11 protein-coding genes are annotated in these 12,880 nt (G+C 55.9%); 1 reads left to right on the top strand and 10 read right to left on the bottom strand.

The genetic code is table 11. From position 1 onward, the window contains the following. Positions 1-5 precede the first annotated feature (5 nt). Together CPA59_RS03510 and CPA59_RS03505 are read right to left on the bottom strand one after the other, a co-directional pair. Complete coding sequence (locus CPA59_RS03510; RefSeq protein ID WP_161130555.1) at positions 6-554, bottom strand: sugar transferase; 549 nt, start codon at positions 552-554, stop codon at positions 6-8. A 9-nt stretch (positions 555-563) separates the two neighbouring features. Further along, complete coding sequence (locus tag CPA59_RS03505; protein ID WP_100848943.1) at positions 564-1,538, bottom strand: NAD-dependent epimerase/dehydratase family protein; 975 nt, start codon at positions 1,536-1,538, stop codon at positions 564-566. A 155-nt stretch (positions 1,539-1,693) separates the two neighbouring features. On the opposite strand from CPA59_RS03505, the gene CPA59_RS03500 reads away from it, so the two are divergent. After that, positions 1,694-3,595, top strand: a complete 1,902-nt coding sequence (locus tag CPA59_RS03500; protein ID WP_038917864.1) for a nucleoside-diphosphate sugar epimerase/dehydratase — start codon at positions 1,694-1,696, stop codon at positions 3,593-3,595. Between the two features lie 190 nt (positions 3,596-3,785). On the opposite strand, the gene CPA59_RS03495 is transcribed toward CPA59_RS03500, so the two are convergent. The 8 genes from CPA59_RS03495 to CPA59_RS03465 all read right to left on the bottom strand — a co-directional run bounded on the left by CPA59_RS03495 (position 3,786) and on the right by CPA59_RS03465 (position 12,592). Continuing rightward, positions 3,786-4,163 (bottom strand): helix-turn-helix domain-containing protein, encoded by a 378-nt coding sequence (locus CPA59_RS03495; protein ID WP_038917863.1) that lies wholly within the window; start codon positions 4,161-4,163, stop codon positions 3,786-3,788. 230 nt (positions 4,164-4,393) lie between these two features. Then, the gene (locus CPA59_RS03490) at positions 4,394-5,113 is read right to left on the bottom strand and encodes a phosphatase PAP2 family protein (protein ID WP_049842624.1); all 720 of its coding nucleotides are present in this window, start codon (positions 5,111-5,113) and stop codon (positions 4,394-4,396) included. A gap of 149 nt (positions 5,114-5,262) precedes the next feature. Beyond that, positions 5,263-5,487, bottom strand: coding sequence for a hypothetical protein (locus CPA59_RS22795; RefSeq protein WP_127353471.1), 225 nt, complete (start codon positions 5,485-5,487; stop codon positions 5,263-5,265). Positions 5,488-5,624: 137 nt separating this feature from the next. Continuing rightward, entirely contained in the window at positions 5,625-6,203 is a 579-nt protein-coding gene (locus tag CPA59_RS03485; protein WP_038917862.1) for a class I SAM-dependent methyltransferase, read from the bottom strand. 75 nt (positions 6,204-6,278) lie between these two features. Continuing rightward, positions 6,279-7,703, bottom strand: a complete 1,425-nt coding sequence (locus CPA59_RS03480) for a heavy metal sensor histidine kinase (protein ID WP_100848941.1) — start codon at positions 7,701-7,703, stop codon at positions 6,279-6,281. After that, positions 7,687-8,388 (bottom strand): heavy metal response regulator transcription factor, encoded by a 702-nt coding sequence (locus CPA59_RS03475; RefSeq protein WP_038917860.1) that lies wholly within the window; start codon positions 8,386-8,388, stop codon positions 7,687-7,689. Before CPA59_RS03475 ends, CPA59_RS03480 begins: the two co-directional genes overlap by 17 nt. Continuing rightward, the gene (locus CPA59_RS03470; RefSeq protein WP_107758702.1) at positions 8,385-11,465 is read right to left on the bottom strand and encodes an efflux RND transporter permease subunit; all 3,081 of its coding nucleotides are present in this window, start codon (positions 11,463-11,465) and stop codon (positions 8,385-8,387) included. The genes CPA59_RS03475 and CPA59_RS03470 overlap by 4 nt, the downstream gene beginning before the upstream one ends. Then, positions 11,465-12,592, bottom strand: a complete 1,128-nt coding sequence (locus tag CPA59_RS03465) for an efflux RND transporter periplasmic adaptor subunit (protein WP_038917858.1) — start codon at positions 12,590-12,592, stop codon at positions 11,465-11,467. The genes CPA59_RS03470 and CPA59_RS03465 overlap by 1 nt, the downstream gene beginning before the upstream one ends. Positions 12,593-12,880: the final 288 nt, after the last annotated feature.

Here is a 12,880-nt window from a genome sequence, read left to right as displayed (position 1 = left end):
TTTTCTCACCGCACCCGATCGCCGGAACCTTTGCCGACCACCGTTTGCACCAGATAAGTGAAGTAATGTTTTACCGACAGGGTCTGAATCATGCGTTGATCCCACTCCGCCAGTTTCTGCGGCGTAGACATATCGATAGCGTTAACCTGCGCCAGCCCGGTAATCCCCGGCAACACATCAAATACGCCGCGCGCCTGACGTTCGGCAATCAGTTCCTGTTGGTTAAACAGACAAGGACGCGGCCCCACCAGGCTCATCTCCCCTCTCAGCACATTAATCAACTGAGGCAACTCATCCAGCTTGGTTTTACGCAAAAACGCGCCTAACCGCGTCACGGCACTGCGGCTGGCAAGGTGCGTCGCCACTGACTCGGTCGTCACCGCCATCGTGCGGAACTTAATCAGGTTAAACGGGCGCTGATGTCGGCCGACCCGCTGCTGAATAAAAACCGGCGAACCGGTATCAAACAATCCCAACACATAAACAATCAGCATCACCGGCCACAGACACAGCAAGCCAATCAGCGCCAGTAATACATCCAGAACACGCAGCATAATAATCGGTCAACCTTTTTTGGATTCGGACTCGGAGACGCCGGACGTTTCCGCCAGAAACGCCCGCGCCGTGATGGCAATCGCCTGATGATAAGGGACGGCGGGCTGCCAGCCAAGCCGTTGCCGGGTTTCGCGGATATCCACCTGCAGCGAACCCAGCAGGCGCTCCGCCACCGCGGATTTTCCCAGCAGGGCCGCGGCGCTTTTCAGTACCCACGGCGGCAGCGGCCAACAGCGGTTTTTCACCCCCAGCGCCGCCGCCATATCCGCCAGCAGATCGGCGGTGGAGACGTCGTGGTCGTCCGACGCCAGCCACACCCGCCCCGGTGCCTGCGGATGGCGCAAACTCAGCAGAATCAGGTCGGCCAGGTTGTCCACAAATACCAGACTGCGCTGGTTATGAACCGCCGCCAGCGGCAGCGGCACGCCTTTGCTGGTCCAGTTCATCATCGCCCGGAAATTGGCTTTGACGCCCGGTCCATACACCAGCGGCGGGCGAATAATCACCACCTCAAGACCGGTTTCCTGCGCCAGACGCATCAGCGCCTGCTCCGCCTCGTATTTGCTCACACCGTAAGGATCGGCGGGCGGTACCGCCACATCGGGCTGAAAAGGCCGGCCAGGCTGAGTGGTTTCGCCATTCACCTTGATGGAACTCAGGAAGACAAACCGTTTAACGCCGGCTTCCGCGGCCTGCTGCGCCAGTCGCAACGTCCCCGCCACATTGGTTTCCCGATAAAGCGCCAATGCATCACCGCCGTCCTGCATCTGATGCACTCTGGCGGCGCAGTGTACTACCGCATCCACACCTTGCAGCGCCGGCGTCCAGTCGGTCGTGGCGGTCAGATTGGCGCGAATCATCGGGCTATCGGATACCTCTGCACGCTCGCTGCAATGCAGAACACAGGCGATGCCTTGCTCGCCCGCCAGCGCGACCAGCCGCTTCCCGATAAACCCACGGCTTCCCGTTACTAAGATTTTCAATATGGTTACCTTCCGCAGGAAAATACCTGATAATACCTTGGTACCCGCTATACCAGAAATTGAGATTCTCACAGCTGGTCAAGACGTTGTCGGACCACTAAAATGTCCGCCTAATTTACTCCAATTGTCGTCTCACACAGACATTCAGGCCCCAGATGTTTAAACCCATTCCATTTTTGCTAAGTACTGAGCGTAGAAACAAACGCATCATGACGGTGCTCTATGATGCGATAGCCATTGTAGTTTCACTTTATCTGGCCGTCGCCGTTCGTTTGGGCACCTTGGATTTTCCTGTGGGTTACGCTGAAATCGCCAGCGTCCTGATCACGTTGTCCATCACGCTTTTGGTATTTATTCGCTGCGGTATGTACAGGGCCGTGCTGCGTTACATGATGCTGCCGGCAATGGGGTATGTTTTTCTGTCGGTGATTCTGTCGGCCATCAGCCTGGCGCTGAGTAGTTTCTTTTTTCAGTCGTTTGTGCCGCGCAGCGTCCCTTTTATCTACGCCGGACTGGCGACGCTGGCGCTGGGCAGCCCTCGCGTACTCATTCGCACGTTTTATTACCACTATTACAAACGTCAGAAGCCAAATGTCTTTATCTATGGCGCGGGAGCAACCGGGCGTGACCTGCTTTATTCCCTGATCCAGGGAGACGAGTTTCATCCGGTGGTGGTGCTTGATGATGACGAAAAAAAGATTGGTCAAATCATCTGCGGCATCAAGGTGCATCACAGTAGCGAATTCGAAAAACTGAAACCGTTATATCAACCGGTAAAACTGCTGCTGGCGATTAATAACATCAAAAAAGGCCAGCGATTGAGATTGCTGGAAAAATTGTCGCACTGGCCGATTGAAGTGCAATCCGTACCCTCGGTCGAAGACATTGCCGCCGGAAAGGCTGTTGCGACAGAAATACGGGATTTGGACGTGGCGGACTTGCTGGGACGTGAAGCGGTAGGCCCCGACAAGCAACTGATGTCTAAAAACATTACCGGCAAATCGGTCATGGTTACCGGGGCTGGCGGTTCCATCGGCTCAGAGCTCTGCCGCCAGATTCTGACGCAGCACCCCCGCACGCTGGTGCTGTTTGAACTGAATGAATACAACCTCTATACCATCGACCAGGAGCTTCAGGGCATCAAGAAACGTTTGCTGCTTGATACCAAAATCGTTGCCGCACTGGGGTCGGTGCAAAAGCAAAACCGGATCCAGAAGCTGATGCGGGCCCATCAGGTAGAAACCATTTATCATGCCGCAGCTTACAAGCATGTGCCGTTGGTGGAAGACAATGTCATCGAAGGTATCCGCAATAATGTCTTCGGCACGCTGGCCTGCGCCGAAGCCGCAATAGAGGAAGGGGTGCGCAACTTCACCCTGATTTCGACCGACAAAGCGGTGCGCCCCACCAACATCATGGGGACCAGTAAGCGAATGGCAGAACTGATTCTGCAAGCGCTGGCGGAACGGCAAAGCCAGACGACCTTCACCATGGTCCGTTTCGGCAACGTATTAGGTTCCTCTGGCTCTGTCGTTCCGCTGTTTAAAAAACAGATTCGTCAGGGAGGCCCGGTTACGGTAACCCATCCGGACATTACCCGTTATTTCATGCTGATACCTGAAGCGGCGCAACTCGTTATACAGGCAGGCGCGATGGGGATTAACGGCCAGGTTTTTGTTCTGGATATGGGGGAGCCGGTTAAAATCCTCGATTTAGCGCGCAGAATGATCAACCTGATGGGAATGAAAGGGTGCATCGAAGGCTATGGCGAAGATGGCGATATCGTTATTAAATTCACGGGATTACGCCCGGGAGAAAAGCTCTACGAGGAATTGTTGATTGGCGAAAATGTAGAAGGCACCAGCCACCCCAGAATCATGACCGCGCAGGAAGAAAGACTGAGCTGGCAGGAAATGGAACAACTGTTACAAAAGCTCGACAAGAGTTGCCATGATTATGATGTCGGCGACATCAAGGAGATATTGCTGGAAGCGCCAACGGGATATACGCCCATCGCCAATAATAATATTGCGAATAATAAAGAGCGGAAGGATTAACGGGTATGATTAATGGCCGGGGCCGACCTCATACCGCGGCTTTTTAATAACCCCCGTCCGTAAATCGCTGAGATTGCCTGTTCCCGATACATTGCATGTATCACGACAGGCATCATCGCCTTTTCAAAAGGCCAGTCGGATTAAACCGCAGCCCTCATCGTCGGATAGAGAAGCGCTACCGATTAAACGATTATGCCGCCGTGGAAGCCGAATTAAGCTCGTCGTAGCGCTGCTGGGCGAGCATGACTTCATCAATATTGCTCTCTGCCCAGTGGGTCAGTTCGTGTACGGTCTTGACCAGCGTCTTACCCAGCGAGGTAATCGAATACTCCACCGTCACTGGCACCGTGGCGAACACCTGCCGACGGATCATGCCATCGCGCTCCAGATGCTTCAGCGTCTGCGACAACACCTTCTGCGATACGCCTTCAATGTCACGTCTTAATTGATTAAATCGTACCGGCTCGCACGCCAGACGATCCAGAATCAACAGCGACCACTTATTGGACAAACGATCCAGCACCACGCGCGCCGGACAGGTTTTGCTGTAGACATTGAATTCAGGCATCTTATTACCTCTGCTCCATCTGCTGCCGTTGATGAGTTTCTATTTCATACCTGCATAACCATACTGCATTTTGTTTCCTTTTGGGAGCTGGTTTATTTTTGAAACTGTTAATAGCATGTCGCGTTGTTCAGGCGCCTCAAGGTATGCGGCACATACGGTTATGCCGCGCTCAGCCAGTGACTGATCTGAACCGGTCTATCCGATGGATACCCCGTCGATGCGCGGGTCGTTCAAACCGGAACCGTACGGTTGATCATCTTGATCGAAGGATACGTCAGGATCAGAGCCAGCCCTGTCGATCCAAGCAAGTCGACCGGCCAGTGCATGCCAAGCAGGAGACGGCTTGCCAGCACGCCGGCGGCCCAGGCGATCAGCGCCACCGCGCCGATAAAACGCCGCCGCGGCCACAGTAACCCGACCCCGAGCATGGCCCAGGCGGCGGCGAAAATAGAGTGACCGGAAGGAAATGAATAGCTGGTTTGCTCCGCCCAGTGGGCTTTTTGCCAGACAGGCATCGTGGCATGGTCCTGAAGGCCGTCAAATACGATGCGGCGGCGTTTATCGGTATCCAGATTGTAGAAACGGTGAATTTCCGCTGGCTGGTTGTGGCTTAACCACGCCACAAACGGCCGCGGCTCCTGTACGCATCGCTTCAGTACGCCAACGGACACTTGTCCCAGCAAAATGGGCGCGATAATCAACAAAGCGCATCGCCAGACGAGCGTCTTCGCGGGTTTTAACACCCATAGTAGCGCGCCCAGTAAAAACAGCGCCGTGATAATACCGAACGGATTACTCACCGTTTGCGTCAGAAAATAAAAAAAGGCCAGCAGCCGGGACGGCGCATCCGGATTCCACTGCCAGCCCGTCATCCATGCGATACAGGGCACCGCCAATAACGCAGCCAGGCAAACGCCTATTCCGGTGAATACTTTCGGTTGTTTTTTCATTACGCGAACATCTCTTTTTTTAGCGTACTATCAGCCGCTGTTGAAATACGATAAAACACCTGTTCCGGGCAGTATCACGTCGCCGGAGTCAGGATTTATTCGCTGTTATTGATTAGCAATAACAAAGGGGGTTCTGTTTATTTCTCACCTTATTTATCGGTAGATAACCGATGGGGAAAGTCATTATTTCCCGTTGAGTTTTTATTAATATCGAACGGATGATTTTCGGGTGTCGTATCCGTATGGGGATACCAGGCCGCCGGAGAAAGTATCCATGTATTTCCCACTTTATTTACACTCGCCTGGGCAGGGCTTTGCTCGATAAGAAAAAACGACGCCGCCGCCAGCATTATGTATAAAATATTTACTTTCATCCGACCTCCTCGCTACAGGACTAAAAAAACCGATATTCTCCGCCTGCCGGGATAATATATCGCCGCAGGCGATGTGAGGCTGTACGGAAACAGCACGGCGATATCGTATCGAACACAGGGAACAGCAAAGAAATGCGTTATTCTTCCCGCAGCGTACAGACGTAGACCAGCGCGGGCGGAACGTTTTTCACCACGACAATCCGTTGCCAGTTAAAATAATGCGACAATAATTTCTCCGACAGCGGACTATATTGAAACTGAACAAACGTACTGTGCGGCGCCATACATTTACGAATCTGATTCAGAATGCGCACGGTAATTCTGGTGGGCATCGACAACAGCGGCAGGCAGGAAAAAACAATATCATAACGATTAATGAGTGTTTCTGCCGATGCAGCGACGACATTCAGCCGTTTATCTCCAATCTTTTGTAGCTGATTAACGAACCCCGGATTAATTTCATACGCATCCAGCACCGCGTCGGCGCGCATTCGCTCAAGAATGCCTTTGGTCAATACGCCGTTCGCCGCGCCAAGTTCGGCGATAGAAAGATTCGTACACCAGTCTACCTGGTTCATCATCGCGCGGCACAGCGTGGCGGATGACGGAATAACGGAGCCTACCGAGCGCGGCGCGGCAATAAACTGCCGGACATATGAAAAATAATTTTTCAGTTGAGCGCGAGACAACGCGGTGTTTTGCCTATTCTGAATCATAGTCTGAACCAGCCTCCTGTATGATAATAGGGTCTATTATCAGTGCGTCATGATGACCCAGGCTCAACGCATAAATTACAATTTTGTCAGGTTGGCGATGTCTTCCTTGCGCGTCGGCAGCACCAGCGTAAAACAACTTCCCTTCCCTTCCTCGCTCGCCACCTGGATTTTGCCGCCGTGCATCTCGGCGATGGTTTTCACCAGCGCCAGCCCTAAGCCGGTGTTTTCCGCGTTGCTGCGGGCGTCATCCACCCGATAGAAACGGTCGAAGATATGCGGCAAATGATCCGCGCTGATGCCTTCGCCGTTATCAATAACGCTCAGACAGGCCTTGCCGTTGTAGTTCACCGCGCTCAACAAAATCCTCCCGCCGGGCGGCGTATGGCGCAGCGCATTGGACAGCAGATTCGCCAGCGCGCGCTGCAAATGAATGGGATCGGCATAGAAAACGACGTCGCCTTCGCTCGACAAGTCGATATTCTTTTCTTCCGCGAGAATATCGTAGAAATTGATCAACCGGGCGAATTCGGTTGCGCTGTTCAGCTGTTCCACGTTGAGCGGCTCGCGGCTGTTATCCGCACGAGCCAGAAACAACATGGATGAAATCATGCGCGACAGCCGCTCCCCTTCCTCCACAATCGCCGCCAGCGTTTCGCGGTACTCATCCTGACTGCGCGCCTTGCTTTGCGTCACGCTCGCCGCCGAAATCAAATTGTTGATTGGGCCGCGCAACTCATGGGCGATATCCGACGAAAAGCGGCTCAACTGTTTAAACGATGCCTCCAGGCGGGTCATCATGCCGTCGAACGAGGCGGCCAGCGTATTCAGCTCCGACGGCCAGCGCTGTGTGGACAGCCGGGTGTGCAGGTCTTCCGCGTGGATGTGCTCGATTTCCCGGCTCATCGTCCGCAGCGGCAGCAGCCCTTTGCGGGCCAGCCAGTAGCCAATGGCGGAAAAAATGACGATGGACAGCGCCACGGCAATCTGCATGCGCTTCCAATAATCTTCAATGATTTCATTGTTCTTTGAGACGTTCAGCGCCGCCTGCACCAGCCACGGCTGGTTATCCTTGAGGACGAAATCGGTCGAGGCGATCAGGTATTTTTCGCTGGCTTCGTGCGCGCGATAGCGCCACGCGCTGTAGCGAAATTCGCTGGATGGCGCGGGGAAATCCTGCTGCGGGACGCGCATATTTTTCGACTGCGCCCAGACTTTGCCGTCCGGGCTGATGATCCTGAGCGAAAGGCGTTCCTGACGGGCGACGAACTCGAACAGCTCCTGCTGCCAAAGGTCTTTCGGTCCCTGACGTTCGCTGATGGTAGCGGCGATTTCCTGCTGAAAGCGCAGCGTACTGCGCAGTTCATCTTCATCCTTCTGGCTAAGCTGGTTGCGCATCGTGGAGTACAGCAGCCCCGAAACGCTGTACAGCACCAGACTCATGGCGAGGGAAAAATAAAGCGTCAGCCTCAGGGTGATCGGAAAATTACGCGGTATCAGCATCGTTTCTCACTTCCAGTACATATCCGGCGCCGCGGATGGTGTGCAGCAGTTTGATCTCATAGCCATCGTCGATTTTGCTGCGCAGCCGGCGAATCGCCACGTCAATGACGTTCGTTTCTGGGTCAAAATTCATGTCCCAGACCTGCTCCGCCAGCACGGTGCGCGACAGCACTTCGCCGCTGCGGCGCATCAACAGGCTCAACAGCAAAAACTCTTTTTGCGTCAGCTCGATGCGTTTTCCGCCGCGCGACACGCGATGTTTAAGAAAATCCAGCTGCAAGTTGCTGATTTGCAGAACGGACTCCTCCACCGCCGGCGCATGTACCGCCTGCCGCCGCATAATGACGCGCACCCGCGCCAACAGCTCGCTAAAGGAAAAGGGTTTGATCAGATAATCTTCCGCCCCCAATTCCAGACCACGCACCCGGTCTTCCACCTCGTCGCGCGCCGTCAGGAACATGACGGGGGTCAGTTTCCCGGCCTGACGCGCCAGCTCCAGGATCTTCCAGCCGTTCATACCGGGCAGCATGACGTCGAGGATCGCCAGATCATAATCGTTGGTCAGCAGATAGTGCAGGCCATCCACGCCATCGTGAGCGACATCGACCACAAAATCATTCTCCTTGAGCCCTTTGGAGATGTAATCCGCCGCCATGGTTTGGTCTTCTACCAGCAATAGTCTCATTGTTCCTCCACCGGATGCGCCATCGTCGCCATTTCAACGTTTGGCCGGTCAAACAGCAGATACAGAACGGGGGTAATAAACAGCGTAATCAGCTGCGAGAACAGCAACCCGCCTACCACCGCCACGCCCATCGGCTGACGCAGCTCGGCCCCGGCGCCCCAGCCAAAGGCGATGGGCAGCGCCCCCATCATGGCGCACAGCGTCGTCATCATGATCGGCCGAAAGCGCTGCATGCACGCCTGTATAATGGCGTCATGGGGCGACAGACCCCGCGTCCGCTGTGCGACAAGAGCGAAATCGATCATCATGATGGCGTTCTTTTTCACGATGCCAATCAGCAACAGAATGCCGATCATGGCGATAAACGTCAGATCCAGATTCATCAGCCGCAACGCCAGCAGCGCGCCCACCGCGGCGGACGGCAGCCCCAGCAGGATAGTCAGCGGATGGATCCAGCTTTCATACAATACGCCCAGAATGACGTAAATCACCGCCAGCGCCATCACAATCAGCCAGACCTGACTGGTCTGGGACTGCTGGTAGAGCGCCGCCTGTCCCGCGTAGCTGCCGATAACCGAATTAGGCATCTGGATAGCCTGCTGTACCTGCGCGATCGCGTTGGTGGCGTCGGAAAGCGATTTCCCCGGCGCCAGATCGAACGAAACGGTGATCGCCGGCAACTGCCCCTGATGGTTTACCGCCGTCACCCCCTGTGAACGCGTGATGTGGGTAAAGGTCGTCACCGGCAGCAAGGTGTTCGCCGACGAGCGGACATAGATTTTCGACAGGTCGCTTTCATTCTGCCTAAAGGCGCTGTTCACCTCCATGATGACCTGATAGCTGTCTTCCGGCGCGTAAATGGTCGATGCCTGCTGCGTCCCGAAGGCGGCGTACAGGTTGCTGCGGATCTGATCGATATCCACGCCCATCAGCGACGCTTTGTTGCGGTCAATCTGCAACTGCGCCTGCAAACCGTTCAGCTGCGCGTCGCTGTTCACGCCCACGAAAACGCCGGTTTTTTTCATTCCGTCCATCAGCCTGTTCGCCCAGTCATTTAACGATAGTCCATCGCCGCTGTTCACCGACTGTAGCGTGTACTGGTAGTTGCTTTTTGACGAACGCCCGCCGACCTTCAGGTTCTGCACCGGGCTGTAAAACACGGTAATCCCCGGCAGATAGCGCGTTTCGGCGCGCATTTTCTGCAACACCTGCGCCATCGGCGGACGCTGCGCGCTGTCTTTTAGCGTCAGCATCAGTTGCGTAGTGTCATGGTCGACTTTGGTCACCATATCGCTGACGGCCGGGTCCTGTAGCAGGGTATTGCCCAACTGCTGCGCCACCTTCAACCGCCCTTCGTAGGACATATCCTGCGGCGTATCAATATTCGCCGTCACCTGGCCGAGATCTTCCTGCGGAAAAAAACCTTTGGGCGCACTCCAGTACAGTAAAACGCTGAGTAATACCGTCGCCAGCGCGGTGAGCACCATCACCCAGCGATGCCCGATGGCCCAGTCGAGCGCGTTACCATACCCGCGACGCAGGGATTCAAACCCGCGTTCAAATAGCTGGCTCCAGGCCGGCTCCGGCGTCGGATGTTCCTGATGCTTGATCAGCATCGGCACCAGCAGCGGAATCACCGTCAGCGACGCCGCCGCCGACACCAGTATCGCCAGCGACACCACCCAGGCGAATTCATGGAACAGTAGCCCCAACGTGCCGGGCATAAAGAAAATGGGGATAAACACCGCCACCAGCGACAGCGAAATCGACACCACGGTAAACGCCACCTCTCTGACCCCGAGCAGCGCCGCCCGCCAGGGCGACTCGCCCTCCTCCATGTAGCGCATGATGTTCTCCAGCACCACAATGGCGTCATCAACCACCAGCCCCACGGCAATCGTCAGCCCCATCAGCGAAATATTATCGAGGCTCATCCCGAGCAGGTACATCAGCGCAAAAGCGCCCAGCAGGGACACCGGCACGCTGAGCGCCGGGATCAGCGTGGCGCGGAAATGGCGCAAGAAAAGCAGAATCACCAGCACCACCAACGCGATGGTCAGCATCAGGGTGAGATTCACATCATGAATCGCCTGACGAATCGAGATTGAACGATCGTTCAGCAGCTTCATTTGTACCGACGGCGGCATCTGCGCCTGCAATTTGGGCAGCAGTTGGTTGATGGCGTCGAGCGTCGCCACGATGTTCGCCCCCGGCTGGCGGTTGATGCTCAATACAATCGCGGTATGCCCGTTGACCGCGCTGTAGCTTAGGGCATTTTCGATGCTGTCCTGCACGCTGGCGACATCCGACAGCCGTACCGGCTGCCCGTTACGCGTAGCGATAATCACGTTGGCGAAATCCGCCGCCTTCATCAGATCGCCGCGGGTTTGCAGCATCATCATCTGACGCTTGCCGTCCAGCTCGCCGATGGGCGAATTCGCATTGGCGGCCTTCAGCGCCGTCTGCACTTCAGACAACGTCATATCGGTCGCCGCCAGCCTGTCGGGGTCGATTTCCACCCGCACCGCATAGCGTTTCTGGCCGATCACATTCACCTCCGCCACGCCTTTAATGGTCGATAGCGCGGGGGAAATCAGGTTATCGGTGAAACGGTTGAGCTCGGAAAGCGTCATGGATGGCGAGTCGATGCCAATCGCCGCGATGGGCGCGTCCGCAGGGTTCACCTTGCGAAACGAGGGCGGCGTCGTCATCTGCGACGGCAGCTTTTTCATCGTCTGGTAGAGCGCCGACTGCACGTCAACGGCGGCCGCGTCGATGTTCACGGACGGGTCGAACTCCAGCACGATGGTGGTCGCCCCCTGCAAACTGGTCGAGGTCAGCATCGACAAACCGGGGATCGTGGACAGGTTCTTCTCCAGCGGCGTGGCGACCGACGACGCCATCGTTTCCGGGCTGGCTCCGGACAGCGATGCGCTCACCCTGATGGTGGGCATATCAAACGACGGCAATGCCGCCACGGGCAGTTTCGTCCAGCAGATGACCCCGGTGACGATCACCGACAGCCATAGCAGCATCACGGCAATGGGGCGGGACAGGCACAGTTCGGCGAGTTTCATCAGTTCTGCCCTGCCGCATCTTTTTTCGCCACGGCGACTTTCATACCGGGACGCAAATTGTTGGCGCCCTCAATCACCACATCGGTCCCCTGCGATATGCCGTCCACCACGGCCATCTGCTGCTGGATGCGCAACAGGTTCACCGGCTGCATCACCGCCTGACGTTGTTTATCGACGAGATAGACGAAATGCCCGTCCGGGCCGTTCTGAATCGCCTGCGGCGGCAGCACGACCACGTTTTCCGCACCCGCGTCAATGTTGACCGCCTGATACGCGCCCGGCCACAGCAGATTACCGGCGTTGCTAAACCGCGCCTTCAGCGCGATGGTGCCGGACTCGGTGCTGACGGTATTATTAATAAAATCCAATATGCCTTCCACCGCCTGCCCTTTGGCGTTATTCACCCATACCCGTACCGGCCCTTGCGCCTGCGCGGCCAGCACCGGGTTGAGATCTTTTTCCGGCAGCGTAAAAGAGACGCCAATCGGGTCGAACTGGCTGACGGTGACAAGGGGAAGCGAACTGCCGGGTTGCACCAGACTGCCCGGATGAACGTTCAGCGCGCCGGTTTTGCCGTTAACCGGTGCGTAAATGCGCGTGTAGCCAAGCTGCGCCTGCGCGCTGCGAATATCGTCCCGCGCCGCGTTGAACTGCGCGTCATACTGTTGTCGCGCGCTTTGCAGCGCGTCCCAGTCGGACGCCGAGATATAATTCTGCGCTTTCAGCGCCCGCCCGCGGTTTAGATCCCGCTGCGCTTTATCCAGCAGCGAGCGTGATTCCGCCTGCGACGCCACCGCCCGGTGCAAGGCCGTCTGCTGCGTGTTGTCATCCAGCGTGAACAGCAGTTGTCCCTGATGCACCACATCCCCTTCTTTGAACTCCACCGATTTTACGGTTCCGGTAATCTGCGACTGGATATCGACCTGATTTAGCGAGACGACGTGCCCCTGCGTGGCGAGCGTCAGCGGCAGCGATTTGACCTGCGCCGGCACCAGGCTCACCAGCGGAGCGGGCGCGCTGTGCGGGGTGGCGGAAACGGCGCTTTGGCGGGAATACAGAAAATAGAGAATAACGGCGCCAACCATCAGGCTGGCAACGATAAACGGCCTTGAGCGTAATAATTTCATGGCAATGAACACCCGGAAAGAAATAGCTCAAGTCTACCCACCGCCAACCGACAGAAATGCGCTGCCCAGATGACAATTTTGTCATCTCAGTCGTGAGGACAGGATATGCCTACTGTTGTAGGGGCGGTCCAAATGTGGAAAATAATAGCCAGTTGCTGGAGGCGAGCATTACGCTTGCACAAGCCCATGGCGTCTCGAGAAGAGACAAGAGCATTAAAAACGCGGATGATCTGGACGCTTTTATGATGGCGTGATGCCGGGATGAAACAGTTAAAGCAAGGATAAAAA

The sequence above is a fragment of the Dickeya sp. Secpp 1600 genome (assembly GCF_003049805.1).
Lineage (GTDB): Bacteria > Pseudomonadota > Gammaproteobacteria > Enterobacterales > Enterobacteriaceae > Dickeya > Dickeya fangzhongdai.
The sequence above is the reverse complement of the archived record's forward strand: the minus strand, read 5'-3'. Positions and strand labels throughout refer to the sequence as shown.

Bases quoted from the DNA above. Each gene is read 5' to 3' on its own strand.
- CPA59_RS03480 (WP_100848941.1), bottom strand. From the start codon at position 7,703: ATGCTGATACCGCGTAATTTTCCGATCACCCTGAGGCTGACGCTTTAT.
- CPA59_RS03500 (WP_038917864.1), top strand. From the start codon at position 1,694: ATGTTTAAACCCATTCCATTTTTGCTAAGTACTGAGCGTAGAAACAAA.
- CPA59_RS03495 (WP_038917863.1), bottom strand. From the start codon at position 4,163: ATGCCTGAATTCAATGTCTACAGCAAAACCTGTCCGGCGCGCGTGGTG.
- CPA59_RS22795 (WP_127353471.1), bottom strand. From the start codon at position 5,487: ATGAAAGTAAATATTTTATACATAATGCTGGCGGCGGCGTCGTTTTTT.
- CPA59_RS03465 (WP_038917858.1), bottom strand. From the start codon at position 12,592: ATGAAATTATTACGCTCAAGGCCGTTTATCGTTGCCAGCCTGATGGTT.
- CPA59_RS03490 (WP_049842624.1), bottom strand. From the start codon at position 5,113: ATGAAAAAACAACCGAAAGTATTCACCGGAATAGGCGTTTGCCTGGCT.
- CPA59_RS03485 (WP_038917862.1), bottom strand. From the start codon at position 6,203: ATGATTCAGAATAGGCAAAACACCGCGTTGTCTCGCGCTCAACTGAAA.
- CPA59_RS03470 (WP_107758702.1), bottom strand. From the start codon at position 11,465: ATGAAACTCGCCGAACTGTGCCTGTCCCGCCCCATTGCCGTGATGCTG.
- CPA59_RS03510 (WP_161130555.1), bottom strand. From the start codon at position 554: ATGCTGCGTGTTCTGGATGTATTACTGGCGCTGATTGGCTTGCTGTGT.
- CPA59_RS03475 (WP_038917860.1), bottom strand. From the start codon at position 8,388: ATGAGACTATTGCTGGTAGAAGACCAAACCATGGCGGCGGATTACATC.